This is a genomic window from Streptomyces sp. AB3(2024) (assembly GCF_041862025.1).
GTDB lineage: Bacteria > Actinomycetota > Actinomycetes > Streptomycetales > Streptomycetaceae > Streptomyces.
Genome location: NZ_JBGWAB010000031.1, coordinates 40,882 through 65,401, shown reverse-complemented (window position 1 = coordinate 65,401; position 24,520 = coordinate 40,882). Strand labels below are relative to the sequence as shown.

Here is a 24,520-nt window from a genome sequence, read left to right as displayed (position 1 = left end):
GGCAACAACAAGTCGGAGGGCGAGATCCGGCGGGCCGTCACCGCCGGCGTCGGGCGGATCGTGCTCTGCCCCGGCGCGCGGGGCGGCGTACCGGTTCGGGCGGGGCGAGGACGGGGAGGCGCGGGTGAGCTTCCCGTGCCCGGTGTGCGGGCAGTGGCTGCGGGTACGGGCGGGCGGCGGGGCGCTGCGGGCGCGGTGCGGGTTGTGCCTCACGGTGCTGGAGTGTGACCCCTAGGCGGGGCCGGGACCTCCCGGCTCCGCCCCGGGTACGCCCCACCCCGAGAAGGGCCGGGGCGGGACCCGGACCGGGCTCCGGGCGGGGCTCCAGGCGGGGAGGCTTTACCGGGTGGCCATGAAAAGTTTCCTACCGACCAGTAGACATAGGTGCGGCGCTGGCCGAATCTAATCGCGTACATGTCAACGCGTGACCGAGGAGCGCCCCCACATGCTCGCAGCCCACCGCACCCGCGCCGCCGCCGCGGCCGTCGTCGCCGCCACCGCCCTGACCCTGCTGCCGGCCACCGCCGCCGCGGCCGCCCCGGCCGCGCGGGCCGCCGCACCCGTCGCAGCCCCCGCCGCATCCGCCCCCGGCGGCAACGCGGCCATCCTGGGCATCGACTACGCGACCTGGCAGCGCGACGTGGCCGCCGTCGTCGACGCCGCCCGCCCCGCCATCGAGCAGCGGATCGCCGCCTCCCCGGCCGGGGAGAAGCCGGCCATCGTCCTCGACATCGACAACTCCTCGCTGGAGACGGACTTCCACTGGTTCTGGACGTTCCCGACCCCCGCGATCGACAAGGTCCGCGCGCTGACCCGGTACGCCAGCGACCGCGGCGTCGCGATCTTCTTCGTCACCGCCCGCCCGGGCATCGTCTACTCCCTCACCGAGCGCAACCTGAAGGCGGTCGGCTACCCGGTCGACGGCCTGTACGTACGGGACCTGCCCGCCCTGTTCGAGCAGGTCAGCACCTACAAGACGGCCAAGCGCGCCGAGATCGAGGCGCGCGGCTACACGATCATCGCCAACATCGGCAACAACGAGAGCGACCTCGTCGGCGGCCACGCCGAACGCACCGTCAAGCTCCCTGACTACGGCGGCAAGCTGTCCTGACCCGGCGCCCGTCAGAGGCCGCCGCCGCAGCCCCCGCCGCAACCGCCACCGCACCCGGCGCCGCACCCGCCCGGCCCGGCACCGCCGTCACTGCCGCTGTAGCCGGAAGCGCCACCGGAACCGCCGCCGCCCCGGCCCGCGGAGAAGGAGGCCGTGCCCAGGGCGGCGAGCACGAGGGGCGCGGCGGCGATGGCGGTCATCCACCAGCCGAGGCGCTCACGGGTGCCCTGGAGGTCCGGATCCAGCAGGATCCGGGCCAGCACCCCCCACACCCCGGCGCACAGCACCGAACTGACCACGGCCCAGCATCCGAACCGGCTCATGTCCCCCACCACCCCGTCCGTCGTATCCGGTGTCGTGCCGTCGTGCCCGGAATACGGCGGGGGAACACCCCCCTCCGTCAACCGCGCTCCGCGGCGATGGCGTTGACCGCCGCCCAGGCGAAGGCCATCGCGGGGCCGATGGTGGCCCCCGGACCGGGATAGGTCTCGCCCATCACCGCCGCCGAGCAGTTGCCGGAGGCGTACAGGCCCCCGATCGGGGTGCCGTCCTCGCGCAGCACCCGGCCGTCGCCGTCGGTGACCAGGCCGCCCTTGGTGCCGATGTCGCCGGGGTGCACGGGGACCGCGTAGAAGGGGCCCTTGTCGAGCGGCGCCAGGTTGGGGTTGGGCAGCGTCGGGTCGCCGTAGTAGCGGTCGTAGACGCTGTCGCCCCGCCCGAAGTCCTCGTCCGTGCCCCGCTCGGCGAAGCCGTTGAAGCGGCGGACCGCGGCCGGCAGGCCCGGCGCGGAGATCTCCCGGGCCAGCTCCTCCACGGTCGCGGCCTGCTTCAGGAAGCCGCTCTCGCGCCAGGACCCGGGAAAGGGCTGCCCGGGGAAGAGGCCCGCGAAGAGGTAGCGGGCCTTGGAGCGGGCGTCGAGGACCAGCCAGGACGGCACGGTCCGCGCCCCGGGCCGGTCGGCGGCGTACATCCGGTCGACGAACGCGTGGTACGGCAGCGCCTCGTTGGCGTAGCGCTCCCCCGCCCCGTTCACGATGACCATGCCGGGGATGCCCCGGTCGGCGACGAGGAAGAAGGGCCTGCCGCCCGGCGGGCACACCGAGGGGGCGCCCCACACCCTGTCCATCAGGTCGGTGGCGGCCCCCAGTTCCCCGGCCAGGCGCAGCGCGTCGCCGGCCTGCCCCTCGGAGGCGTGCGTCCAGGCGGTGGAGGTCGGCGCGGGCAGGTGCTTCTCGCGCAGTGCCTGGTCGTGCGAGAAGCCGCCCGAGGCCAGCACCACACCGCCCCGGGCCGCCACCGCGACCTCGCGGCCCGCCCGGGTCACGCGTACGCCGTCCACCCGGCCTGAGGCGTCCGTGACCAGGCCGGTCAGCGGCGCCGACAGCCACAGGTCCCCGCCGAGCCGGTCCAGGGAGAGCCGCAGCCGGGCGACGAGCGCCTCGCCGAGGGAGAGCAGCCTGCGCCCGGTGGCCAGCGCCCCCAGGGCCCGCAGGCCGACCTTCACGGAGGTGCGCCGGCCCGCCCAGGTGCGCCCGACCATGTTCAGGAAGCGGAAGTCGTACGAGGTCATGGTCAGCCCGTACGTGGGCAGGCCCGCCCGGCGCATGCCGCGGCCCAGCTCCCCCAGCCGCTTGAAGTCCACGATGCACGGCTCCACGGAACGCCCCTGAGCCATGCCGCCCTGCGCCTCGGGGAAGTAGTCCGGGTAGCCCGGGGTGTACATGAAGCGGACCTCGGTCCGGTCGTGGAACTCCCGCAGCATGCGCGGCCCGTGGGCGAGGTAGGCGTCCGTGCGGGAGCGGGGGACCCGGTCGCCGACGGTGGCGTCGAGGTAGGCGCGCGCCTTGTCACGGGTGTCGGCGATGCCGGCCCGGTCGAGGTGGAGGTTGCCGGGGACCCAGACGGCTCCGCCGGACAGGGCGGTGGAGCCGCCGTACCGGTCGGTCTTCTCGACCACCAGGACGGTCAGGCCGCGCAGCCGGGCGGTGATCGCGGCGGCCAGTCCGGCCGCTCCGGAGCCGACCACCACCACGTCGTACTCGTACTCGAACGGGTCGGTCATCCGAAGGCTCCGGTGGCGTAGGCGCTGCGGAAGTACAGCAGGGGCGATCCGCCCTCGCGGGCGGTGAGTTCGAGGATCCGGGCGGTGACGAGGTAGTGGTCGCCGGCCTCGTGGACGGTGTCGAGGGCGCAGTCGACGGTGGCCAGGGCGCCGGTGACGCGGACGGCCCCGTGCGCGGACCGCTCCCAGGGCACGCCCGCGAACTTGTCGCCGCCCCGGCGTCCGAGGGCCTCGCACACGGCGCGCTGCTCCTCGGCGAGGATGCTCACCCCGAACCGGCCGGCCGCCCGGACGGCGGGCCAGCTGGAGGAGCCCTTGCCCACGCAGAGCAGGACCAGCGGCGGGTCGAGGGAGAGGGAGGCGAAGGACTGGCAGGCCAGTCCGGCCGGGCGGCCGTCGTCCCCGACGGCCGCGACGACGGTGATGCCGGAGGCGAAGGTGCCCAGGACCCGGCGCAGCAGGGCGGGGTCGGTCGCGGGGACTGCTCCGGGGTCGGTCGCGGGGGCTGCCCCCGGGTCGGTCGCGGGGTCCGTCAGCCGTTCCACTGGTGGCCCCAGAAGCTGTCGGCGGTGATCTCCTTCGCGGTCCAGGTGGCGGGGTCGACGACGAGGCCGTCCCAGCCGTACTCGACCTGGAAGCCGCCGGGGGCCTGGGCGTAGAAGGAGACCATGTGGTCGTTGGAGTGCCGGCCGAGGGTGGAGGCGATGGGGACGCCGGCGCGGTTCATCCGGTCCAGGCAGTAGCCGACGTCGTCGAGCTTCTCCAGCTCGACCATGAAGTGGACGATGCCGGGCGGCAGGGCGCCGGGGTAGAGGCCGAGGCTGTGGTGGCGGCGATTGGGGCTGAGGAAGTGCATCCAGTGGAAGTCCCGGCCGGGGGCGCCGGTGGGGACGGCGACGGGCGGCAGCCGCATCGAGTCGCGTAGCTGGAAGCCGAGGAGGTCCTCGTAGAAGGCGAGGGTGGCCTCGGTGTCGGGGGCGGGGAGGACGACGTGGCCCAGACCCAGTTCGCCGGTGACGAAGCGGTTGCCGTACGGGGAGGCGAGCGGGGTGTGGTCCTGGGCCTGTCCCCAGTAGAGCTCCAGGGGGTTGCCGCTGGGGTCCTCGCAGTGGATCAGGCCCTGGACGCGGCGGTCGGCGAGGGTGGCGGCGTCGGCCTGCTTGACGGGGAAGCCGGCGGCCTCCAGTTCGGCGGCGGCCTCCTCCAGGGCGCGGGCGTTCGCGACCTCGAACCCGGCGGCGAGGAGGCGGTCCTGTTCTCCGGCGAGGAACTGGAAGCGGTGGACGCGGTCGTCGATGCGGACGTGGAGGCTCTCGGGGGTGCTGCCCGGGGCCTCGGTCATGCCGAGGTGGTCGAGGACGTAGGTGCGCCAGGCGGGGAGGTCGGTGGTCTCGATGCGCAGGTAGCCGAGTGCGCGGATGTCCATGGTGGGCCCCTTCAGTGGGAGAAGAAGTCGGTGGCGAGGCGGTTGAACTCGTCGGCGGCCTCGGTCTGGGCCCAGTGGCCGCAGTGGGGGAAGACGTGGAGGCGGGCGTCGGGGATGGCCTTGAGGGCGAGGAAGGCGCCGTCGACGGGGTTGACGCGGTCCTCGCGGCCCCAGGTCAGCAGGACGGGGCAGGCGATGCGGTGGGCCTCGCGCCAGAGCATCGTGTCCTCGGGCCAGCGGGCGAAGGAGGCGGCCATGCGGGCGTTGCCGAGCCGGGCCGCGGGGTCGGTGGCCTGGGTGTAGCGCTCCTCGACGAGGGCGTCGGTGACGAGCGCCGGGTCGTGGACGAGGGTGGTGAGGAAGGTGCGCATCCGCTCGCGGGTGGGCTCCGGGTCGGTGCTGAACTCGAAGAGCCGCTTGATGCCTTCGGTGGGGTCGGCGGAGAAGAGGTTGAGGGAGATCCCGCCGGGGCCCATCAGGAGCAGTTTCGCGACCCGGTCGGGGTGGTCGAGGGCGAGCCGGGTGGCGGTGCCGCCGCCGAGGGAGTTGCCGATGAAGTGGGCGCGCTCGATGCCGAGTCCGTCCATGAGGGCGACGGTCGCGAGGGCGCTGAAGCTGAAGTAGTCGCGGTCGGGTTCGGGCTTGTCGGAGCGGCCGTAGCAGGGCTGGTCGACGAGGAGGGTGCGGAAGCGGGTGGCGAAGTGGGGCAGGTTCCCGCCGAAGTTGGACCATCCGGAGGCGCCGGGGCCACCGCCGTGCAGCATGATCACGACGGGCGCGTCGGCGGGCCCTGCCTCGTGGAAGTGCAGCGCGAGCCCGGCGGCTTCGACGGTGCGGGAGGTGCTCTCGTAGGTGGGGTTCTCCTGGGCGGGGCTCACAACATGGTGTCCTGGATGTCGAGGCCGAGGGCGCCCTGGCCGAAGAGGACGAGGGCGCGTTCGGGGTCGTTGGCGGCGTGGCCGCGGCCGGTGTGGATGTCGCGCCAGGCGCGCTGGACGGGGTTGGGGCCGGTGCGCAGGGCGCTGCCACCGGCGTTCTCCATGAGGAGGTCGACGGCGCGGACGCAGCGTTCGGTGGCGAGGACCTGGTCGCGGCGGGCCCGGGTGCGCAGGGCGGTGGGCAGGGTTTCGCCGCGTTCGGCGAGGGCGTACAGGTCGGCGACGTTGCGCCGGAGCTGGATCCAGGAGGCGTCGATGTCGCTCGCGGCGCGGGCGATGCGGACCTGGGCGAAGGGGTCCTCGGCGACCTGCTGGCCGTAGGAGACGCGGAAGCGTTCGCGGGTGGCGGCGACGTGGTCCTCGTAGGCGCCTTCTGCGATGCCGACGATCGGGGTGGAGATGGTGGTGGTGAAGACGGCCGCGTACGGGAGGCGGTAGACCGGTTCGGGGTTGACCGCGTGGCCGGGGACGCTCAGGGCGGTGACGGGGCCGAAGCTGAGGGCGCGGTGCTCCGGTACGAAGACCTCCTCGACGGTGATGTCGTTGGAGCCGGAGCCGCGCAGGCCGACGGTGTCCCAGACGTCGTCGATCCGGTACTGGGTACGGGGGATCAGGAAGGTCCGCATGTCGACGGGCCGGCCGTCGGCGTCGGTGACGAGTCCGCCGAGCAGGGCCCAGTCGGCGTGGTCGCAGCCGGAGGAGAAGTGCCAGCGTCCGCTGAGGGTGAAGCCGCCGTCGACGGGGGTGACGGTGCCGGTGGGGGCGTAGGAGGAGCAGATGCGGGCGTCGCGGTCGGGGCCCCAGACCTCCTCCTGGGCGCGGGGGTCGTAGAGGGCGACGTGCCAGGGGTGGACGCCTACGACGGAGGAGACCCAGCCGGTGGAGCCGCAGGCCTTGGCTATCTCCTTGACTGCGGCGTAGAAGAGGCCGGGGTGCGCGGCGCGGCCGCCGTGGGCGCGGGGCTGGAGGAGGCGGAAGAAGCCGGTGTCCGCCAGTTCCTCGATGCTGGCGTCGGGGACCTTGCGCTGGGCCTCCGCCTCGGCGGCGCGGGCGCGCAGGGCCGGGGCGAGGGCGCGGACTGCGTCGAGGACGTCTTCGTCGCTCATGGTGTCCCTTCTCGGGGCTACGGCTTCGGGGTGCGGTGAACGTACGCCGGGGGGTGCGGGGGCGGAACGCGCCGTTCCCACTGAATGGGAAGCCCGCACAGAAGCCCGTACCGGACGATCAGAAGTATTACTGAATGAAATACATGCGTCCGGGTCCTTCCCTGCGCCCGGAGCCGCGTGGCAGGGTCGCCCCAACGCCTCACGCAGGGGGTATTCCCGTGTCGGACCAGGTCATGGACACCGAGCTCGCACCGCTGTCGCTGCTGGAGAAGGCCGCGCACGTGCTGGGCGCCTTCGAGGGCCCGGAGCCGCGGCTCTCGCTCACCGAGGTGGTGCGCCGCTCCGGGATCCCGCGCTCCTCCGCCCACCGGATCCTGGACCAGCTGGTGCGCCTGCGCTGGCTGGACCGGGAGGGGCGGGACTACCGGATGGGCATGCGGATGCTGGAGCTGGGCGCGCTCGCCTCGCACCACAACCGGCTGCGCCGGGCGGCCCTGCCGCTCCTGCACGCCCTGCACGAGCAGACCGGGCAGCTGGTGCACCTGTCGGTGCTCGACGGGGCGGAGGTGGTGTGCCTGGAGCGGATCGGCGGCTCGGAGGCCACCGCCGTGCCCTCCCGGGTCGGCGGCCGGATGCCCGCGTACTCCACGGCCGCCGGCAAGGCGCTCCTCGCCTTCGGCAGCCCGGACGGCGTCGAGCACGTCCTCGCGCGGGGCCTGCGCCCGCGCACCGCCCGGACCCTGGTCCGGCCGCACGCCCTGCGCGCGGAGCTGGCCGCCACCCGCGAGCGCGGGATCGCCTTCGACCGGGAGGAGAGCTTCCGCGGCGTGTCCTGCGCGGCGGCACCGCTGCGGGGCTCCGGGCGGGCGATCGCCGCCGTCTCGGTGTCCACCTGCCGGGGCGGTGAACGGGAACTGGCCCGGCTGGCCCCCGTGGTGGCGGCGTGCGCGCGGGCCGTGTGGCGGGAGCTCTACGGGGCCGGGCGGGCCGCCCGGACGCCCTCCGCGCCCCCGCGGGACCTCGAACCGGCGGTGCCGGCGCGGGCGATGGACAACATGTTGGGCTGGCTGCGGTTCAGCGAGTGGATGTAGCGGGTAGTCATATCCCATCGCACGAGAAGGGCTCCGGACCCGACCTCCCCGCCAGGGGGCCGGACCCGGAGCCTTCCTCGTTCCCGGCCCTACGCGTAGCCGATGCGCACCCGGTCGGTGAGCGGCATTGCCTGGCAGGCCAAGACGTATCCGCCGGCCAGGTCGGCGTCGTCCAGGACCTCGTTGCGCGCCATCGTGACCCCGCCGTCCAGCACCCGGCAGCAGCAGGCGCTGCAGGCGCCCTCGCGGCAGGAGTACGGGGCCGGGGCGCCCGCCGCGAGGAGCACGTCGAGCAGCGGGGTCCCCCGCCGCCAGGGCAGCCGGTACGTCCGCCCGTCCAGCTCCACCTCCGCCTCGGCGTCCGCTTCCGGCTCGGGCCCGGCCTCCGCCCCGGAGGGGACGGCGGGCGCGAAGACGTCGGCGCCGAGCGAGAAGTAGCGCTCGCGGTGGATCCGGCCGGCCTCGGCCCCCGCCGCGCGCAGGGCGCTCTCGGCGGCGTCCATCAGCGGGCCGGGCCCGCACAGCCAGGCCTCCCGCCCGGCGTACGGGGCGAGCGGGGCCCCGAGCCCGGCGGCGGTCGGCAGCCCCTGGAGGGACTCCAGCCAGTGCAGGACGGTGAACCGCCCGGGGTGCTCCCCGGCCAGCTCCCGCAGCTCCTCCCGGAAGATCACCGAGTCGGGGTCGCGGTTGGCGTACAGCAGCGCGACCGCGCCCCGCCCGGCCGCCAGCGCCGACTTCGCGAGGGAGAGCACGGGGGTGATCCCGCTGCCGCCCGCCACCAGCAGCAGGTCCCGGTCGAGCCCGCCGGGGCCGGGCGTGAACGTCCCGGCCGGCGGCAGCACCTCCAGGACGTCCCCCGGGGCCACTGCGTCGCAGACCCAGCCGGAGCCGAGCCCGCCGGGGACCCGCTTGACGGTGATGCGCATCGGCTCACCGGTGTGCGGGGAGCTGGCCAGGGAGTAGCAGCGGGCCGCGCCACCGGGGATCCGAACCGTGAGGAACTGCCCCGGGGCGTAGGGGAGTTCCGCGTCCAGGACGAGGGAGACGGCCTCGGCGGTCTCCTGGATCCGTTCCCGGACGCGGACCAGCAGCCTGCCGGGGGCTCCTCCCCGGCCCGCAGCCGGGGCCGCGGCTCCGGGCGCCGCCGGGCGGGCCGCCGTAGCGGATCGGTGTTCAGGCATCGGCGGGCACCTCCAGGCGGCCCTCGCGGACGGCCGCCTCGATGCCCGCGCGCAGCGCCGGGCAGGAGCGGACGCGGGCGCTGGGCTCCCCCGCGGCCACCCCGGCGCCGATGCGCGGGCAGACGGCGGCGGCGTCCGCCGTCCACTGGACCTGGGTGTGGGCGGGGCTGAACTTCTCGCACAGCACCCGGTTGCCGCACTCCCCGCACTCGACGGGCGTCATCCGCCGGCCCCGGCGGCCCGGCGGGCCAGGTTCCCGGCGACCTCGGCCTCCCAGGCGGCGGTGGCGCGGGTGGTGTCGATCTCGAACTCGAAGCGGCGCACCATCTCCTCGCGGACGTCGGCGGCGTCCACGTAGAACTGTTCGTACCAGCGGCGGAGCTGGTAGACGGGGCCGTCCTCCTCGGTGAGGAGGGGGTTGTCGATGCGGGTCTTGTTCTTCCAGATCTCGACGTCCTGCTCGAAGCCGACGGCGAGGCCCTCGGCGGTCAGCCGGGCGGCGTCGGCGGCCTGCTCGTCGCTCATGCCGGGAAGCTTCCTGACGATCGCCCCGTACATGAGGACGAAGGAGTTCTCGTCGACCGGGTAGTGGCAGTTGATCAGGACGGACTCCATCTCCAGGCCGCCGCCGACGTCGCTCCACAGCCGGTCGATCATGTACGAGGGGCCGAAGTAGGAGGCGTCGGAGCGCAGTCCGCCGCCCGTGGAGAGGGTGCCGAGGTCCACGTCCGGGCGCGGGGTGGACTCCATGTACTGGGTGGCGACGTGTCCGTCGAAGACGTTCTTGAAGTAGCGCGGGAAGGCGTAGTGCACGTAGTAGAAGTGCGCCATGTCCACGACGTTGTCGACGATCTCGCGGCAGTGGGAGTTCTCCACGCGCAGTGCGTTCCAGCTCCAGTCGCTCCACTCGGCGCTGCCGGAGCCCTCGATCTCGGGGATGGTGACGCCGGGGGGCGGCGGGTTGCCCTCGGGGTCGTGCCAGACGTAGAGCTGGCCGTTGCGTTCCAGGGTGGTCCAGGCGCGGGTGCGGGCGCGCAGCGGGACGCGGCGGGCGTAGGGGACGGAGGCGCAGCGGCCGTCGCCGGACCAGCGCCAGTCGTGGAAGGGGCAGGCGACGGTGTCGCCCTTGACGGTGCCGTGGGCGAGGTTGCCGCCCATGTGGGGGCAGTGGGCGTTCAGGACGCGCAGGGCGGGGTCGTCGGCGCCCTGGAAGACGACCAGCCGGGTGCCGAAGGCCTCCACCTCGTGGGGGTTGCCGTCCTTGAAGGCGCGGGCGAGCCCGAGGCAGTGCCAGCCGCGGGCGAAGCGGGCCGGGACGGCGGCCGCCTCGATGACGCGGGGGCCGTCCTGCGCCGAGGTCGTTGGGGTCATGGGTGGCCCTCCTCTTCTCTGGGGGTGGTGCGGGGTGCGGGAAGCGCGTACGGGGCCTACGCGGTGCGGTGTTCGGCGGCGAGTTCGAGCGCGATGTCGATGAGCTGGTCCTCCTGGCCGCCGACCAGCCGGCGTTCGCCCGCGCGCAGCAGGATCCGGGCTCCGGAGACCCCGTAGCGGTCGGCCTGGCGGTAGGCGTGCCTGAGGAAGCTGGAGTAGACGCCTGCGTGGCCCATGAGCAGGGCCATGCGGTCGAGTCGGCACTCCTCGTCCATGACGGGCCGGACCACGTCCTCGGCGGCGTCGATGACGGCGAGGACGTCGATGCCGGTGCGGATGCCCATCTTCTGGCAGACGGCGGCGAACGCCTCGACGGGCGTGTTGCCCGCTCCGGCGCCGAGCCGACGGGTGGAGCCGTCGATCTGGAGGGCTCCGGCGCGTACGGCGGCGACCGAGTTCCCGACGCCGAGGCCGAGGTTCTCGTGGCCGTGGAAGCCGACCTGCGCGTCGTCACCCAGCTCGGCGACCAGGGCGGCGACCCGGTCGGTGACCTGGTCCATCACCATGGCCCCGGCGGAGTCGACGACGTAGACGCACTGGCAGCCGGCGTCGGCCATGATCCGGGCCTGGCGGGCGAGGGTCTCGGGGCCGGTGGAGTGGGCCATCATCAGGAAACCGACGGTCTCCAGGCCCATCTCGCGGGCCAGGCCGAAGTGCTGGACGGAGATGTCGGCCTCGGTGCAGTGCGTGGCGATCCGGCAGATCGTCCCGCCGCCCGCGTGGGCGGCGCGGATGTCGTCCTTGACGCCCAGGCCCGGCAGCATCAGGAAGGCGATCTTCGCGTGGCGAGCCGTCTCGGCGGCGGCCTTGATGAGTTCCTGCTCCGGGGTCGCGGAGAAGCCGTAGTTGAAGGAGGATCCGCCGAGTCCGTCTCCGTGGGTGACCTCGATGACGGGGACGCCGGCCGCGTCGAGGGCGGCGACGACCGACCGTACGTCCTGGGCGGTGAAGCGGTGGCCCTTGGCGTGCGAGCCGTCGCGCAGGGAGGAGTCGGTGATCCGGACGTCCAGGGTGTCGGAGTACGTCTTCACAGGTGGAGGCCCTTCGCGAACTCCTCGCCGACCTTGGTGGCGGCGGCGGTCATGATGTCGAGGTTCCCGGCGTAGGGCGGCAGGTAGTCGCCCGCGCCCTCCACCTCCAGGAAGACCGCCACCCGCGCGTGTCCGCCGGTCGCGGGCGAGGGGTCGTCGAACTGCGGCTCGGCGCGCAGCCGGTAGCCGGGCACGTACGCGGCGACGTCCTCGGCGACCTGCTTGACGGAGGCGCTCACGGCCTCGCGGTCGGCGTCCTCGGGGATGGCGCAGAAGACGGTGTCGCGCATGACGACGGGCGGCTCGGCCGGGTTGAGGATGATGATCGCCTTGCCGCGGGCGGCGCCGCCGATCTCCTCGATGCCCCGGGAGGTGGTACGGGTGAACTCGTCGATGTTGGCGCGGGTGCCGGGCCCGGCCGACACGGAGGCCACCGAGGCGACGATCTCCGCGTAGGCCACCGGGACCACGCGGGAGACGGCGTGGACGACGGGGATGGTGGCCTGGCCGCCGCAGGTGATCATGTTGACGTTGGCCGCGTCGAGGTGGGCGGTCAGGTTCGCGGGCGGGACGACGGCCGGGCCGACGGCGGCGGGGGTCAGGTCGACGGCCTTGATGCCGAGTGCGGCGTAGCGCGGGGCGTTGGCCCGGTGCACGTACGCCGAGGTGGCCTCGAAGACCAGGTCGGGGAGTTCGGCGCGCTCCAGGAGCCGGTCGACGCCCTCGTGGGTGACGTCGAGTCCGGCCCGGCGGGCGCGGGCGAGGCCCTCGCTGTCCGGGTCGACGCCGACCATCCAGCGGGGTTCGACGTACGGGGAGCGCAGCAGTTTGTAGAGCAGGTCGGTGCCGATGTTGCCGGAGCCGACGATGGCTGCGGTGGCTTTCTTCGTCACGTGCGGGTACACCTCAGCAGAAGGAGAGGGAGACCGGGCCGAGCCCGGTGAAGTCGGCGGTGTAGGTCCGCCCGGCGGTCACGTCGACGGCGCGGGTGCAGGACCCGGGCAGGATCAGGTGCCCCTTGCGCAGCGGTACGCCGAAGCGGGCGACGGTACGGGCCAGCCAGGCGACGGCCGTGGTGGGATCGCCCAGGACGGCGTCGGAGCGGCCGGTGGCGAGGACCTCGGAACCGGTGGTGAGGCGGGCCTCGACGGCCCTCAGGTCGAGCTCGCGGGGGTCGCGGCCCTCGCCGATGACGTAGCCGGCCGAGGAGGCGTTGTCGGCGATGGTGTCCGCGATGGTGATCCGCCAGTCCGCGATGCGGCTGTCGATCAGTTCCAGGGCGGGGACGACGCGCTCCGTGGCGGCGAGCACGTCGGCCCCGGTGCATCCCTCCCCCGGCAGGTCGTCGCCGAGCACGAAGCCGACCTCGACCTCGATGCGGGGCGCGCAGTAGGCGGCGGCCGGGACGGGGGTGTCCGGGCGCAGCTCCATGGTGTCGAGGAGGTGCCCGTAGTCGGGCTCGTCGACGCCCATCATGGCCTGCATGACCGGGGACGACAGTCCGACCTTGTGGCCGGTGACGCGGGCGCCGTCGGCCAGGGACCGTTCGATGTTGATCAGCTGGATCCCGTACGCGTCCTCGGCGTCGATCCCCGCGAACAGCTCGGTCAGCGGCCGTACGGGGACCCGCTCGCGCTCCGCCGCGCGCAGCAGTGCGGCGGCCTCGCGCCGGAGCCGGTCGTCGAGCATGGGGGCCTCCCGGCTGCGGTGGTGTGTGGTGCCGCAGACGGTAGGCGGGGGCCGGGCGGGGGCGGGAGGCCGTTGTCCCGCTGAGCGGGAAAGCGGTGGGGGCGGGGACCGCGGGGGTACGCACCGGAATCCGCCCCGCCGCCGCACCGTCTCGGTCATTTCCCTCCGGCGGCGGCGACGGTGCCTTGCGGACTGCGGCGGGCCGTGAGGGAATCACCACGATTCCATCGACTCCCGGACAAGGAGCACGAACATGGTTTCCCGGATAGGCGTGTTACGGCACACAGTGGTGCGGCGGGGGGCGGTGGCTCTGGCCGCCGCCGGCCTCGCCCTGGCCGGTACGGCCGTCGCCGCCCCCGCCCAGGCGGCAGCCCCGGTCTGCGAGGGGACCAAGGTCGACACCCTGGACTACGCGACCGGCTCCACCTACCTGTACTACAGCGCGGCGACGGGCCGGAACTGCGCCTACACCGTCCCGAAGAGCGGCAGCGGGACCGCCCAGCTGATGTTCGTCGGCCTGACCCGCGCGAGCGACAACACGGTCGTCTCCGACGTCGGCGACTACAAGTACCACGCCGGTCCCGTCTACCTGGACGCCCGTGGCACCTGCGTGCAGTTCAACGGGCAGGTCCGCTCGGTGTCCGCGAACTCCGGCTGGGGCCACTGCGACAACCTGAACGCGGTCGCACGATGAGCGGGGTCCGACGGCGCCGCGTCGCCTCGGCGGTGGGGGCGCTCGCCCTGACCGCCGCCGCGACCCTCGCGGCCACGGGAACGGCCCACGCGGCCGGGTACAACGGCAAGTGCGGCGCCGGGTACGCGCTCGTCGAGTCCGCGAACATCGGCTCGGTGGGCACGGTCCACCTCACGTGGAACCCCTCGACCGGCAAGAACTGCGTGGTGACGGTCCGCAACAGCGCCGGCCCGGCCGTCTATATGGAGGCGTGGGTGACCCGCCTGGCCACCGGGGGCGGCGGTATCGACAACGGCTCCTACACCTCGTACGCGGGCCCGGTGTACATCGACGGCCGCAAGACCTGTATCGCCTTCGGCGGCTCAATCGGCAACGAGGACGTCACGCGGGGCCCCGGCCACTGCAGTTGAGCAACCGTGGGGTGGGCGGGGTCGCCCCCGCCCACCCCACGCACTACAGGGCCCCGACGAAGGCGGCGAAGGCGTCCCGCCCGACGGTGAACACGGGGCCGCCGGGGTTCTTCGAGTCCCGCACGGCTACGCGGCAGGGCTGGGGGGAGACCTCTACGCACTCGCCGCCGGTGTTACCGCTGCGGCTGGCCTTGACCCAGGTGGCACGGCCGAGAGGGGCGCACTCGACGCAGTCGCCACCGCTGGAGCCGCTGTACGACGACTTACGCCAGCTCGTCAGGTCCAGGTCGGTCTCCATAGCGTTCCTCCATTACCCGTGCGATCAGCTCCGCCGAACTTCCGGGCGGCAGCGCCTCGGCCTGGAGGCGAGCGTATCCGACCGAACGTTCCCTGATCACTTGCGGATTGGCCGTCATATGGCCCGAGTCGTAGCTCTCGCTGTAGTGCAGGTCCGGGTCGTCATCGAACCGCAGAAGGTTGAACGAACCCATCATCCCGGCGTGCTGGCCAGCAGCAAAGGGAAGCACCTGGACGTTGATCCACCGCCGGTCCCGCAGCTCCAGCAGGTAGGCCAGTTGCTCCCGCATGACCTCCGGTCCGCCGATCTCGCGGTGGAGGACCGCCTCGTCCAGCACCACCCACAGCACAGGCGGATTGCCGCGCTTCAGTATGCGCTGCCGGTCCATCCGCGCCGCCACCACGGTGTCCAGCGTGTCCGGGTGATCGATGCTGAGCACCGCCCGCGCGTAGCCGGGGGTCTGCAACAGCCCGTAGACCAGCTGACACTGGTACGTGGAAATGTACTCCGCCTTCGCTTCCATCTCCGCGTACGCCTGGAACCAGGTCGGGAGCTGACTCCTCAGAACCAGACCCACCAACCGGGAGAAGACGCCACCCGTCCCGAGCGCAGCATCAATCCGCTCCGAGAAGTCCCTCGTCGGGACCTTCCTCGCCGTCTCGATCTGCCCGATCAGGGACCCCGTACAGAAGACGATGCCGCCCAGGTCCTCCTGCTTCAGCTTCGCCTCCTCGCGCAGGCGCCTCAGTTCGGAGCCGTAGTAGTCCAGCGGCGAGGCGCTGGGGTCGAGGTCGCGGATGTTGACCACGAGGCGGTCACCCCCAAGTTCGGTCCGGTCTGTAGCCGAGCGTAACCACGCGACCGCGTACCGGTACCCGGAATCGGGCAATCCGCACAGCGGAGGGAGCGGGGCCCGTCGCACGTCGGTCCCGTCCCCTCCGCCGCGGGGGCTACGCCTTCGGCGTGGGGCAGGTCGCCCAGGCGAGGTGGTACAGGGTGTTCACGCTGGCGTCGGTGGAGTCCATCGCCATGAAGCTGGTGGCGTTGGGGCTGGAGGTGCCCGGGTTGACCCGGAGCTCGGTGTTGATGTTGAAGTTCCGCTTCTCTCCGCACGGGGCCCAGACGAGGTCCGCGTACTCCGTCTTGTCCGTCGACTGCCAGTTGTCGTTGAACGGGCCGCTGAACGTGTGGGTCCGCTGGGCCGTCTGCGGCATGCCCTGGAAGTAGTAGCTGGCCCGCTCCACGCCGGTCGCGCCGGGCTGGAGGTAGCCGAAGCCGCGGTAGTCGGCCTGGACGATGGCGTAGGTGAAGCCGTTCGGCACGTGGACGCGCAGGTTGAGCTGGCAGTTCTTGCGGAAGGCCGTCGGCGGGGCGCCGGGCCCGATCTGGGCCGTGTACTCGCTGTAGGTGACGGTGAAGGCCGTGTTGTCGGGGGCGACGGCGACCTGGGCGGTGCCCTCGCGGCAGCCGGAGCCGTTGACGGTGGCGAGTTCGATCACGATCTTGTCGGGCGGGACGGTGATGGACGCCTGGGCCTGGGCCGGGGCCCCGGTGACGATCAGGGCGGCGGCCGCGCCGCCGACGAACAGGGTGCGGGAGCGGGAATGCGACATCGTTGTCACTCCTTCTGCTTACGCGCAACGCGCTGTCAGGCGGCGGGACATTCCTTCCACTCGAAGTGGTAGACGGTGTTCACGCTCCCGTCCGTGGAGTCCATGCTCATGAAGCTCAGGGCCTGGGGGCTCGACGAGCCGGCGTACACGCGCAGCTCGGTGTTGACGTTGAGGTTGCGGGTCTCGCCGCAGGGGGCCCAGACCAGGTCGGTGTAGCCGGTTTGGTCGCTGGCCTGCCAGTTGTCCCCGTAGGGGCCGTTGAACTGGTGGGTGGTGCGGGCGGTCTGCGAGGCGCCCTGGAAGTAGTAGCCGGCGCGCTCCTGGCCGAAGGCCCCGCGCTGGAGGCTGGCGAAGCCGCGGTAGTCGGCGCGGGCGATGGCGTACGTGTAGCCCTGGGGGACGTGGACCCGCAGGGCGAGCTGGCAGTTCTTGCGGAAGTCGGTGCCGCCGGAGCCGGCTCCGGTCTGGGCGAGGTAGTCGCTGTAGGTGACGGTGAAGGCGGTGTTGTCGGGGGACGCGGCGACGCTGGTGGTCCCGGCGGGGCAGCCCGAGCCGTTGGCTCCGGCCACCTCCACGGTGACGTGTCCGGGCGGCACCGTGGGGGTGTCGGCCTGGGCGGGGGCGGGAGCGGCGACGGCCGCCAGGGCGACGGCGGCGGCCCCGAAGGTGAGTCTGCGAAGGCGCATGTCTGCTTCTCCGTCCGTAGGAGCGGGATTGGGCGTGGACATGCCATCACAGCAGGAGGGGTTCGGGAGGGGCGCGTACCGGACAAGCGGCCGGGGGCCGGGCCGGGCGCGCGGCCCCTGGCCGGAACCCGCAAGTCCGCAACTGCCCGCGACCGCGCCCCATCAGCCCGGCTCCCCCACCGCCCGGCCCGGCGGATCCGGGCCGGGCGCCGCGCCTGCCCGAAAACCGGTGGAAGGGAGCCGCCGTGCGCCCGTACCGTGCTGCCGGACCACATCGCCCAGGCAAGGACGGCCCGTTGTACACCGTGTGAGACCCCCCGAGTGCTGATTCGTCGCGCGTCGCGCCATTTGCGCCGCGCTGCTTCCTGCTGCGGTCTTCTCACTGAAAATCGGTGTACCCCTGTGCTCAACAACTGGGTCGTCATGCCCACATGCCTGCCGCTCGTCCTGCGCCGCTGCCACGCGTGCGCGTCCGACCGCTTCCGGGCGAACGGAAAGTTCCGCGTCAACGCGCACCACAAGCTCCTCGACGTCTGGCTCCTCGTGCTCTGCACCGGATGCGGGGAGACGGCGAAGCTCACGGTCCTGGAGCGGGCGAACGTACGCTCGATCCGGCCCGAACTGCTGGACCGGTTGCACGACAACGACCCCGGTCTGGCGGCCGAGCTGCTCCAGGATCCGGTCCTGCGGCGGCGCAATCGCATCGCCCTCGACTGGGACGGCGCCTGGCGCCTCGACACCGGCGGGTCGGACCACCTGGACCGCGAGGTGATCGACGTGTCCGTCCGCTTCGCGGCTCGGATCCCCGTCCGGCCGCTGCGGCTGATCGCCGAAGGCTGCGGTCTTTCGCGGGCGGAGACGGAGAGGCTGGCCGAGGAGGGCAGGCTCGTCTCGGCGGTCCGGCTGGGCAGCAGGCTCTCCGGCGACTTCACCTTCACGCTCAAGCGCTGAGTCCTCCCTGGACGCGGGGCCCGGCCGGCGAGATCCGCCGGTCGGGCCCCGCGCCCGGCCGGGTGCTAGCGCGGGTACCAGACGGCCCCGGCGACCGCTCCGCCGAAGGTGGTGACGAGGGTGAGCAGGCGGTACGGGACGTGCTCGACGGTCAGATGGAGTCCCCGGATCCGGATCTCCAGGAACGGGCGCGGCTGGGCGTCCGCAGTGGCTAGGGTGCGCGGCATGAGGTGGTTCTCCTTGTCCTCGGGCCCGTTGGCGGGCCGTTGGGACAAGAGAACGTTCCTGGCGTCGTGTTGGCGACGCCGCAAGCCCGTGTTGCGCGACGGTGCGCAAGTTGCGCGCCTCGCAAGAGGGGAAAGTGCATGTCAGAGCAGCCTTCGAGCCCGAGTGGGGCGCCGCGGTCGTTGCAGAGGTTGGGTTCCCTGAAGGGGCTCAATCCCGAGGAGGCGGCGTTCGCGCAGCACCTGCGCGATCTGCGCGAGGACCTGGGGATGTCCTCCACGGAAATCGTGCAGTGGCTCAAGGAGAACGCGCCCGAGGCCCGGGTGGACGCGAGCCGGCTCTCCCGCTTCCTGAGCGGTGCGAGCCTGCCGCAGCCGCCCTTGCTGCCGGCCCTGCACCGGCTGCTGGCCGAACGCGGGGCCGTGGATCCCGAGCGGGTCCGGGAGGGGTGGAACCTGCTGTACGCGGCCGCCCAGACCAAGGGGCCGCTGATCGCGCGGGAGTACAAGGAGCAGGCCCTGCGGATCGCGCTGGAGGAGGAACGCGTCCGGACGGCGCAGGAGCTGGCCTCGCTTCGCGAGGAGATCACCCACGAGCGGGAGCGTCGGGAGGCGCTCGAAGGAAGCCTCTCCGAGGTCTTCGACCAGCCGTCCGGAACCCACCAGCAGGTGCGGGACCTGGAGGAGGAACTGGAGGACGTCTCGCGCCGGATCGAGGAGCTGGAGGATCTGGTGGGCCAGCACGAGGCCCTGCTCCGCCTCCAGCGGGCCGACGCCGAGCGGGCCGGGCGGGCCCTGAGGGAGACCACCGCCGAGATCGAGGTGTGGCAGCGAACCGGAGGGATCCCCTGGACGGACGACCCCGCGGCGATCGCGCGCGCGGTCGCCGCGTTCCGCGACGAGGGCGAGGACGAACAGGCCGACCGGCTGCTCAGCCTCGCGGCCAGGGATCTGCCGGTCACGGCCCTCCCGGAGCTGTACGCCGCGTTCGCGAAGATCAGCCGCCCCCTCGAACCGAACCGGTTGAGCCACGCCATCAGCATGCAGCGCAAGGCGAAGGACCTCCTCGAACTCACCTGGCCCATCGCCCGGGACCCCAAGAGCGATGTGCCGCCGACGCTCACCCCGTGGGCGAGTCAAGTGCTCCTGGCGGCGGGCCGGTGGGCTCCGGCCCGGGAACTGATCCTCCTGACCCGGCTCCTCGCGGAAACCGGCCGCGGCGACCACAGGCAGCACCTGATCGCGGGCCTGCGCCAGCGCAAGGAGGATCTGGACGAGATCGCCGCCTCGGAGGAGTTCCACCCGAGCGACCTGCCCCAGACGACGACCCCGGCCCCGAGGACGGACCCGGACCCGGACCCGGCCGGCCCCAAGCGCCGCTGGTTCCGTACCTGAGCCGGTCGGCCCGCGCCGGAAATCCCGCCGCTCCAGGGCCGGTTGACCCCTAGCATGACCCACCATGTCTACTAACGAACGAATGATCGAACTGGCCCTGGACCGGATCAGCGCGGGCTACGTCTTCCCGGAGAAGGCCGCGCTCATCGTGGACGCGATCCGGGGCCGGCTCGCGGCGGGTGCGTACGAGGGGCTGGACGGCCCGGTGCTGTGCGAGACGGTGACGGCGCACCTCCAGGAGGCGTGTCCGGACAGGCATCTGCGGCTGCTGTGGACGGACGTTCCGCAGTCGCTGGAGCCGGCGGACGACGACGGCGGGCAGGCCGCCTTCCTCGCGCTGCTCCGGACGGAGAACCACGGGATCAGCCGCGTCGAGCACCTGGAGGGGAACGTCGGGCTCATCGACCTGCGGCGCATCACGACCGCCGCCGAGGGCGCGGGCATGATCGGAGCGGCCATGCAGCTGGTCGCGCACAGCTCCGCGCTCGTCCTGGACCTGAGGGCGTGCAGCGGCGGGTCGGCGGAGGGGGCGGCGATGTGGTGCAGCTACTTCTTCCCGGACGACCAGGTGCACCTGAACGACATCTACGACCGGCGCACCGACTCGACCCGCCAGTTCTGGACGACCGCGCACCTGCCCGCGCCGCGCTACGCGGGCCGCCCGGTGTACGTGCTCACGAGCGCGGCCACGTTCTCCGGGGGCGAGGACGTGGCGTACACCCTTCAGGCGCACGGACGGGCCACCGTCGTCGGCGGGACGACCCGGGGCGGCGCCCATCCGACGGAGCGCCACCCGGTGGCCGAGCACGTCCTGGTGACCGTGCCTACGAGCCGTGCGATCAGTACGGTCACCGGTACCAACTGGGAGGGCGTCGGGGTGGTTCCCGACGTCGAGGTCCCGGCGGAGCAGGCCCTCGACGTGGCGCTCAAGGCCGCGCTGCGGCGGGCGGAGGCGGACGCCGGGCCCCGCTGACCCGGGGCCCGGTGGCCCGGGCCGCGCGGGGGCGCGGCCCGGCCGCCGTGCCGGCTACTGCGCCCCGTACACCGTTCCCGGGGGCTGCGACGCCGCGAGGAGTTTCAGGGTGGCTTCGCCCGCCTCGGCCGGGGTCCAGCGGGTGGCACGGTCGGCGGTGGGGCCGGGGCGCCAGCCCTCCATGACCGTGATGCGGCCGCCCTCCGCCTCGAAGACGCGACCCGTGACCCCGGCCGAGGCGTCCGAGCCGAGCCAGACCACCAGCGGGGAGACGTTCTCCGGGGCCATGGCGTCGAAGGCGCCTTCGGCCGGTGCCGCCATGGTCTCGGCGAAGGTCTGCTCCGTCATGCGGGTGCGGGCCGCCGGGGCGATGGCGTTGACCTGGACCCCGTAGCGGCCCATCTCGGCGGCGGCGACCAGGGTCAGGCCGAGGATCCCGGCCTTGGCGGCGCTGTAGTTGCCCTGGCCCACCGAGCCCAGCAGGCCGGCGCCCGAGGAGGTGTTGACCACCCGGGCGGAGACCCGGCGGCCCGCCTTCGCCTCGGCGCGCCACCAGGCGGCGGCGTGCTTCAGCGGCAGGAAGTGGCCCTTGAGGTGGACCCGCATCACGGCGTCCCAGTCGTCCTCGTCGAGGTTGACGAGCATCCGGTCGCGCAGGAACCCGGCGTTGTTGACCAGGGTGTCCAGGCGGCCGAAGGAGGAGACCGCGCACTCCACCAGGGAGGCCGCGCCCGCGACGGTGGCGATGTCCCCGCCGTGCGGCACGGCCTCCCCGCCCGCCGCCCTGATCTCCTCGGCCACCAGGGCCGCCGGGCTGTCGGGGCCGGGCTGCCCGTCAAGGCCCACCCCGAGGTCGTTGACGACGACCCGGGCGCCCTGCGCGGCGAAGGCCAGGGCGTGCGCCCGGCCCAGGCCGCGGCCCGCGCCCGTCACGACGACCACCCGTCCGTCGGCCATGCCCGCCACCCCCGCCGTACCCGCAGCATCCGCCATCCCCGCCGTACCCGTCGTACGCGCCATCTCAGTTCTCCTTGTTGACAGTTGCCGCATCCAGAAACGCCGGGCGCTCCCCGCCCCCGTGCACCAGCAGGCTCGCCCCGCTGACGTATCCCGCCCGGTCGGAGGCGAGGAACACCGCCGCCTCCCCCACGTCCGAGGGCTCGGCGAGCCGGCCCAGGGGGACGGTCGCGCCGACCGCCGCGATGCCCGCCTCGTCCCCGTAGTGCAGGTGGGCGAGCTCGGTGCGCACCATGCCCAGGACCAGGGAGTTGACCCGTACCTCGGGCGCCCACTCGACGGCCATGGAGCGGGCCAGGTTCTCCAGCCCCGCCTTGGCCGCGCCGTAGGCGGCGGTGCCCGGCGAGGGGCGGGTGCCGCTGACGCTGCCGATCATCAGGACCGAGCCGCGGGAGGCCCGCAGCCAGGGGTGGGCGGCGAGCGAGGCGGTCAGCGGGGCGATGAGGTTGAGCTCCAGGACGCGGGCGTGCCGCTCGGCCCCGCCCTCGCCGAGGAGCCGGTACGGGGTGCCGCCCGCGTTGTTCACCAGGCAGTCGAGCCGCCCGAAGCGGTCGGCGACGGAGGCGAAGAACTCCGTCACGGCGCCGGGGTCGCGCAGGTCGACGGGGGTGAAGACGGCTTCCCGCCCGCCCGCCGCGACCGCTTCCTCCGGCGGTCTGCGGGCGCAGACCGCCACCTCCGCGCCCGCCGCGAGGAACGCCCGCGCGATCCCGGCGCCGACGCCCCGGGTTCCGCCGGTGACGACGATGACCCTCCCCTTGAGCTCCATCGGCTGCTACCTTCCTCACCTAACAAATGTTTGGTGGAAAGGTAGCTGATCCGCTCATGAGTGTCTCCACCTCCAGCCCCGGCAAGGGCATATCACTCGTCACAGTCGACTTCCCGCCCGTCAACGCCCTCCCCGTAAAGGGCTGGTACGACCTCGCCGACGCCCTGCGCGCCGCGGGCCGCGACCCCGAGGTCCGCTGCGTGGTTCTGGCCGCCGAGGGCCGCGGCTTCAACGCGGGCGTCGACATCAAGGAGGTGCAGCGCGACACCGGGCACGGCGCCCTCATCGGCGCCAACCGCGGCTGCTACGAGGCCTTCGCCGCCGTCTACGAGTGCGAGGTGCCGGTCGTCGCGGCCGTGAACGGCTTCTGCCTCGGCGGCGGCATCGGGCTGGTCGGCAACGCCGACGCGATCGTCGCCTCCGAGGACGCCGTCTTCGGACTGCCGGAGCTCGACCGCGGCGCCCTCGGCGCGGCCACCCACCTCGCCCGGCTCGTCCCGCAGCACCTGATGCGCGCCCTCTACTACACCTCGCGCACCGCCACCGCCGCAGAACTGCACGCGCACGGCTCGGTCTGGAGGGTGGTCCCGCCCGCGGAGCTGCGGGCCGCCGCCCTGGAACTGGCCGCCGAGATCGCACGGAAGGACGGCTACCTGATCCGGCTGGCCAAGGCCGCCATCAACGGCATCGACCCCGTCGACGTCCGGCGCAGCTACCGCTTCGAGCAGGGCTTCACCTTCGAGGCCAACCTCAGCGGGGTCGCCGACCGGGTCCGCGACACCTTCGGGAAAGACGCCTCCGGAAAGGACGGGAGCACCCCGTGACCGACAAGACCATGACCCCCGACGAGGTGGTCGGCAGGCTGCGCAGCGGCATGACCCTGGGCATCGGCGGCTGGGGCTCGCGGCGCAAGCCGATGGCCCTGGTCAGAGCGCTGCTCCGGTCCGAGATCACCGATCTGACCGTGATCTCGTACGGCGGCCCCGATGTCGGCCTCCTCGCCGCCGCGGGCCGTGTCCGCAGGCTCGTCGCCCCCTTCGCCACCCTGGACTCGATCCCGCTGGAGCCGCACTTCCGGGCCGCCCGCGAGAGCGGCGCGTTCGCCCTCACCGAGTACGACGAGGCCATGTTCATGTGGGGCCTGCACGCCGCCGCGAACCGGCTCCCCTTCCTGCCCGTCCGGGCCGGCCTCGGCTCCGACGTGATGCGGGTCAACCCGGAGCTGCGCACCGTCACCTCCCCCTACGCCGACGGCGAGGAGTTCGTCGCCGTCCCCGCCCTGCGCATGGACGCGGCCCTGGTCCACCTCAACCGCGCCGACCGCCTCGGCAACGCCCAGTACCTGGGCCCGGACCCCTACTTCGACGACCTGTTCTGCGAGGCCGCCGACACCGCGTACGTCTCCTGCGAACAGATCGTGGAGAGCGCCGAGCTCACCAAGTCCGGCCCCCCGCAGTCCCTCCTGGTCAGCCGGCACTCGGTCACCGGGGTCGTGGAGACCCCGAACGGCGCGCACTTCACCTCCTGCGTCCCCGACTACGACCGCGACGAGGCCTTCCAGAAGCTCTACGCCACCACCCCCTGGTCCGAGTTCGCCGCCCGCTTCCTGTCCGGTCCGGGCGAGCACGACTACCAGACCGCCGTCCGCACCTGGCACGAGGAGCAGCAGTGACCAGCCCGATCACCCCGGTCAGCCGTTCGGAGTACTGCGTGGTGGCCTGCGCCGAGGCCTGGCGCGACAACGGCGAGGTGCTCGCCAGCCCGATGGGCCTGGTCCCCTCCTTCGGGGCCCGGCTCGCCAAGCGCACCTTCTCCCCCGACCTGCTGCTCACCGACGGCGAGGCGATGCTGGTCGCTCTGGACGGCACGCCCGAGGGCTGGCTCCCGTACCGCAGGCACCTGACGATGGTCACCGGCGGGCGGCGGCACGTGATGATGGGCGCCAGCCAGATCGACCGGTACGGGAACCAGAACATCTCCTGCATCGGCGGCTGGGAGCGGCCCTCCCGCCAGCTGCTGGGGGTGCGCGGGGCTCCGGTGAACACCCTGAACAACCCGGTGAGCTACTGGGTGCCGCGGCACTCCCCGCGGGTCTTCGTCGAGCGCGTCGACATGGTCAGCGGCGTCGGCTACGACCGCGCCGAGGCCGCCGGGGTCACCCGCTTCCACCGCCTGCCCCGGGTGGTCAGCGACCTCGGCGTCTTCGACTTCACCGGCCCCGGCCACACGATGCGCCTGGTCTCCCTCCACCCGGGGGTCACCCTCGACGCGGTCAGGGAGGCGACCGGCTTCGAGCTGGCGGTCGCCGACGGGGTCCCGTACACCCGGGAACCGACGGAGCGGGAGCTGCGGCTGATCCGCGAGGTCATCGACCCCAAGGGCCTGCGCGACCGGGAAGTGCGGGTCTGACATGGGGGAAGGGAC

General features: G+C 73.2%; 30 protein-coding genes. 10 read left to right on the top strand and 20 right to left on the bottom strand.

Features of this window, described 5'->3' with window-relative positions; all coding sequences use genetic code 11:
* Positions 1-213 (bottom strand): hypothetical protein (locus ACEPPI_RS15650; RefSeq protein WP_373915827.1); only part of this gene is annotated, 213 nt, incomplete at its 3' end.
* Positions 214-445: 232 nt separating this feature from the next.
* On the opposite strand from ACEPPI_RS15650, the gene ACEPPI_RS15645 reads away from it, so the two are divergent.
* Positions 446-1,111, top strand: a complete 666-nt coding sequence (locus tag ACEPPI_RS15645) for an HAD family acid phosphatase (protein ID WP_373915826.1) — start codon at positions 446-448, stop codon at positions 1,109-1,111.
* Between the two features lie 11 nt (positions 1,112-1,122).
* Here ACEPPI_RS15645 and ACEPPI_RS15640 read toward each other — a convergent pair whose 3' ends face one another.
* The 6 genes from ACEPPI_RS15640 to hsaA form a co-directional block, all read right to left on the bottom strand.
* The gene (locus ACEPPI_RS15640) at positions 1,123-1,434 is read right to left on the bottom strand and encodes a hypothetical protein (RefSeq protein WP_373915825.1); all 312 of its coding nucleotides are present in this window, start codon (positions 1,432-1,434) and stop codon (positions 1,123-1,125) included.
* A 77-nt stretch (positions 1,435-1,511) separates the two neighbouring features.
* Positions 1,512-3,173, bottom strand: a complete 1,662-nt coding sequence (locus ACEPPI_RS15635; RefSeq protein ID WP_373915824.1) for an FAD-dependent oxidoreductase — start codon at positions 3,171-3,173, stop codon at positions 1,512-1,514.
* On the bottom strand, positions 3,170-3,718 hold the full coding sequence (locus ACEPPI_RS15630) for a flavin reductase family protein (RefSeq protein ID WP_373915823.1): 549 nt from the start codon (positions 3,716-3,718) through the stop codon (positions 3,170-3,172). The genes ACEPPI_RS15635 and ACEPPI_RS15630 overlap by 4 nt, the downstream gene beginning before the upstream one ends.
* On the bottom strand, positions 3,706-4,599 hold the full coding sequence (locus ACEPPI_RS15625) for a VOC family protein (RefSeq protein WP_373915822.1): 894 nt from the start codon (positions 4,597-4,599) through the stop codon (positions 3,706-3,708). Before ACEPPI_RS15625 ends, ACEPPI_RS15630 begins: the two co-directional genes overlap by 13 nt.
* A gap of 11 nt (positions 4,600-4,610) precedes the next feature.
* On the bottom strand, positions 4,611-5,477 hold the full coding sequence (hsaD, locus tag ACEPPI_RS15620; RefSeq protein ID WP_373915821.1) for a 4,5:9,10-diseco-3-hydroxy-5,9,17-trioxoandrosta-1(10),2-diene-4-oate hydrolase: 867 nt from the start codon (positions 5,475-5,477) through the stop codon (positions 4,611-4,613).
* Positions 5,474-6,643 carry a 3-hydroxy-9,10-secoandrosta-1,3,5(10)-triene-9,17-dione monooxygenase oxygenase subunit gene (gene hsaA, locus ACEPPI_RS15615; RefSeq protein WP_373915820.1) on the bottom strand — a complete coding sequence of 390 codons (1,170 nt, stop codon included), beginning with the start codon at positions 6,641-6,643 and terminating at the stop codon, positions 5,474-5,476. The genes hsaD and hsaA overlap by 4 nt, the downstream gene beginning before the upstream one ends.
* A 218-nt stretch (positions 6,644-6,861) precedes the next feature.
* Between hsaA and ACEPPI_RS15610 the strand changes: the two genes are divergently transcribed.
* Positions 6,862-7,734, top strand: a complete 873-nt coding sequence (locus tag ACEPPI_RS15610) for an IclR family transcriptional regulator (protein ID WP_373915819.1) — start codon at positions 6,862-6,864, stop codon at positions 7,732-7,734.
* Between the two features lie 89 nt (positions 7,735-7,823).
* Here the strand turns inward: ACEPPI_RS15610 and ACEPPI_RS15605 are convergent, their stop codons facing one another.
* Genes ACEPPI_RS15605 through ACEPPI_RS15580 form a run of 6 tightly spaced genes read right to left on the bottom strand, consistent with a single transcriptional unit; the run spans position 7,824 to position 13,066 of the window.
* Positions 7,824-8,915, bottom strand: a complete 1,092-nt coding sequence (locus ACEPPI_RS15605) for a 2Fe-2S iron-sulfur cluster-binding protein (protein WP_373915818.1) — start codon at positions 8,913-8,915, stop codon at positions 7,824-7,826.
* Entirely contained in the window at positions 8,908-9,138 is a 231-nt protein-coding gene (locus ACEPPI_RS15600) for a hypothetical protein (protein ID WP_373915817.1), read from the bottom strand. Before ACEPPI_RS15600 ends, ACEPPI_RS15605 begins: the two co-directional genes overlap by 8 nt.
* The gene (locus ACEPPI_RS15595) at positions 9,135-10,286 is read right to left on the bottom strand and encodes a Rieske 2Fe-2S domain-containing protein (RefSeq protein ID WP_373915816.1); all 1,152 of its coding nucleotides are present in this window, start codon (positions 10,284-10,286) and stop codon (positions 9,135-9,137) included. Before ACEPPI_RS15595 ends, ACEPPI_RS15600 begins: the two co-directional genes overlap by 4 nt.
* Before the next feature lie 56 nt (positions 10,287-10,342).
* Positions 10,343-11,377 carry a 4-hydroxy-2-oxovalerate aldolase gene (dmpG, locus tag ACEPPI_RS15590; protein ID WP_373915815.1) on the bottom strand — a complete coding sequence of 345 codons (1,035 nt, stop codon included), beginning with the start codon at positions 11,375-11,377 and terminating at the stop codon, positions 10,343-10,345.
* A complete protein-coding gene (locus ACEPPI_RS15585) occupies positions 11,374-12,270 on the bottom strand; it encodes an acetaldehyde dehydrogenase (acetylating) (protein ID WP_373915814.1) in 897 nt (298 codons plus the stop codon). Before ACEPPI_RS15585 ends, dmpG begins: the two co-directional genes overlap by 4 nt.
* Positions 12,271-12,283: 13 nt before the next feature.
* Positions 12,284-13,066, bottom strand: coding sequence for a 2-keto-4-pentenoate hydratase (locus ACEPPI_RS15580; RefSeq protein ID WP_373915813.1), 783 nt, complete (start codon positions 13,064-13,066; stop codon positions 12,284-12,286).
* Positions 13,067-13,319: 253 nt separating this feature from the next.
* Here ACEPPI_RS15580 and ACEPPI_RS15575 point away from each other — a divergent pair, with 253 nt between their 5' ends.
* Positions 13,320-13,760, top strand: a complete 441-nt coding sequence (locus tag ACEPPI_RS15575; RefSeq protein WP_373915812.1) for a hypothetical protein — start codon at positions 13,320-13,322, stop codon at positions 13,758-13,760.
* Complete coding sequence (locus ACEPPI_RS15570; protein WP_373915811.1) at positions 13,757-14,170, top strand: spore-associated protein A; 414 nt, start codon at positions 13,757-13,759, stop codon at positions 14,168-14,170. Before ACEPPI_RS15575 ends, ACEPPI_RS15570 begins: the two co-directional genes overlap by 4 nt.
* A gap of 43 nt (positions 14,171-14,213) precedes the next feature.
* Here the strand turns inward: ACEPPI_RS15570 and ACEPPI_RS15565 are convergent, their stop codons facing one another.
* From ACEPPI_RS15565 to ACEPPI_RS15550, 4 genes are all read right to left on the bottom strand, one after another.
* Positions 14,214-14,468 carry a DUF397 domain-containing protein gene (locus tag ACEPPI_RS15565; RefSeq protein ID WP_373915810.1) on the bottom strand — a complete coding sequence of 85 codons (255 nt, stop codon included), beginning with the start codon at positions 14,466-14,468 and terminating at the stop codon, positions 14,214-14,216.
* Positions 14,434-15,276, bottom strand: a complete 843-nt coding sequence (locus tag ACEPPI_RS15560; protein ID WP_373915809.1) for a helix-turn-helix domain-containing protein — start codon at positions 15,274-15,276, stop codon at positions 14,434-14,436. The genes ACEPPI_RS15565 and ACEPPI_RS15560 overlap by 35 nt, the downstream gene beginning before the upstream one ends.
* Positions 15,277-15,418: 142 nt before the next feature.
* Positions 15,419-16,081, bottom strand: coding sequence for a DUF4360 domain-containing protein (locus ACEPPI_RS15555; RefSeq protein WP_373915808.1), 663 nt, complete (start codon positions 16,079-16,081; stop codon positions 15,419-15,421).
* A 35-nt stretch (positions 16,082-16,116) separates the two neighbouring features.
* Positions 16,117-16,767, bottom strand: coding sequence for a DUF4360 domain-containing protein (locus tag ACEPPI_RS15550; RefSeq protein WP_373915807.1), 651 nt, complete (start codon positions 16,765-16,767; stop codon positions 16,117-16,119).
* A 402-nt stretch (positions 16,768-17,169) separates the two neighbouring features.
* On the opposite strand from ACEPPI_RS15550, the gene ACEPPI_RS15545 reads away from it, so the two are divergent.
* A complete protein-coding gene (locus ACEPPI_RS15545) occupies positions 17,170-17,718 on the top strand; it encodes a DUF1062 domain-containing protein (protein ID WP_373915806.1) in 549 nt (182 codons plus the stop codon).
* A gap of 65 nt (positions 17,719-17,783) precedes the next feature.
* Here ACEPPI_RS15545 and ACEPPI_RS15540 read toward each other — a convergent pair whose 3' ends face one another.
* Positions 17,784-17,993 carry a hypothetical protein gene (locus tag ACEPPI_RS15540; RefSeq protein ID WP_373915805.1) on the bottom strand — a complete coding sequence of 70 codons (210 nt, stop codon included), beginning with the start codon at positions 17,991-17,993 and terminating at the stop codon, positions 17,784-17,786.
* A gap of 141 nt (positions 17,994-18,134) precedes the next feature.
* On the opposite strand from ACEPPI_RS15540, the gene ACEPPI_RS15535 reads away from it, so the two are divergent.
* Together ACEPPI_RS15535 and ACEPPI_RS15530 are read left to right on the top strand one after the other, a co-directional pair.
* On the top strand, positions 18,135-19,337 hold the full coding sequence (locus ACEPPI_RS15535) for a hypothetical protein (RefSeq protein ID WP_373915804.1): 1,203 nt from the start codon (positions 18,135-18,137) through the stop codon (positions 19,335-19,337).
* Positions 19,338-19,401: 64 nt separating this feature from the next.
* Positions 19,402-20,310, top strand: coding sequence for a S41 family peptidase (locus ACEPPI_RS15530; RefSeq protein ID WP_373915803.1), 909 nt, complete (start codon positions 19,402-19,404; stop codon positions 20,308-20,310).
* 54 nt (positions 20,311-20,364) lie between these two features.
* Here the strand turns inward: ACEPPI_RS15530 and ACEPPI_RS15525 are convergent, their stop codons facing one another.
* Both ACEPPI_RS15525 and ACEPPI_RS15520 read right to left on the bottom strand, forming a co-directional pair.
* Positions 20,365-21,303: an SDR family oxidoreductase gene (locus tag ACEPPI_RS15525; RefSeq protein WP_373915830.1), complete on the bottom strand. Its 939-nt coding sequence runs from the start codon at positions 21,301-21,303 to the stop codon at positions 20,365-20,367.
* Positions 21,304-21,331: 28 nt separating this feature from the next.
* Positions 21,332-22,096 (bottom strand): SDR family oxidoreductase, encoded by a 765-nt coding sequence (locus ACEPPI_RS15520; RefSeq protein WP_373915802.1) that lies wholly within the window; start codon positions 22,094-22,096, stop codon positions 21,332-21,334.
* 56 nt (positions 22,097-22,152) lie between these two features.
* On the opposite strand from ACEPPI_RS15520, the gene ACEPPI_RS15515 reads away from it, so the two are divergent.
* The 3 genes from ACEPPI_RS15515 to ACEPPI_RS15505 are packed head-to-tail and all read left to right on the top strand — an operon-like array spanning position 22,153 to position 24,505.
* The gene (locus ACEPPI_RS15515; RefSeq protein ID WP_373915801.1) at positions 22,153-22,920 is read left to right on the top strand and encodes an enoyl-CoA hydratase family protein; all 768 of its coding nucleotides are present in this window, start codon (positions 22,153-22,155) and stop codon (positions 22,918-22,920) included.
* A complete protein-coding gene (locus tag ACEPPI_RS15510; protein WP_373915800.1) occupies positions 22,917-23,768 on the top strand; it encodes a CoA transferase subunit A in 852 nt (283 codons plus the stop codon). Before ACEPPI_RS15515 ends, ACEPPI_RS15510 begins: the two co-directional genes overlap by 4 nt.
* Positions 23,765-24,505 (top strand): CoA-transferase subunit beta, encoded by a 741-nt coding sequence (locus tag ACEPPI_RS15505; protein WP_373915799.1) that lies wholly within the window; start codon positions 23,765-23,767, stop codon positions 24,503-24,505. Before ACEPPI_RS15510 ends, ACEPPI_RS15505 begins: the two co-directional genes overlap by 4 nt.
* The last annotated feature ends 15 nt before the right edge of the window (positions 24,506-24,520 follow it).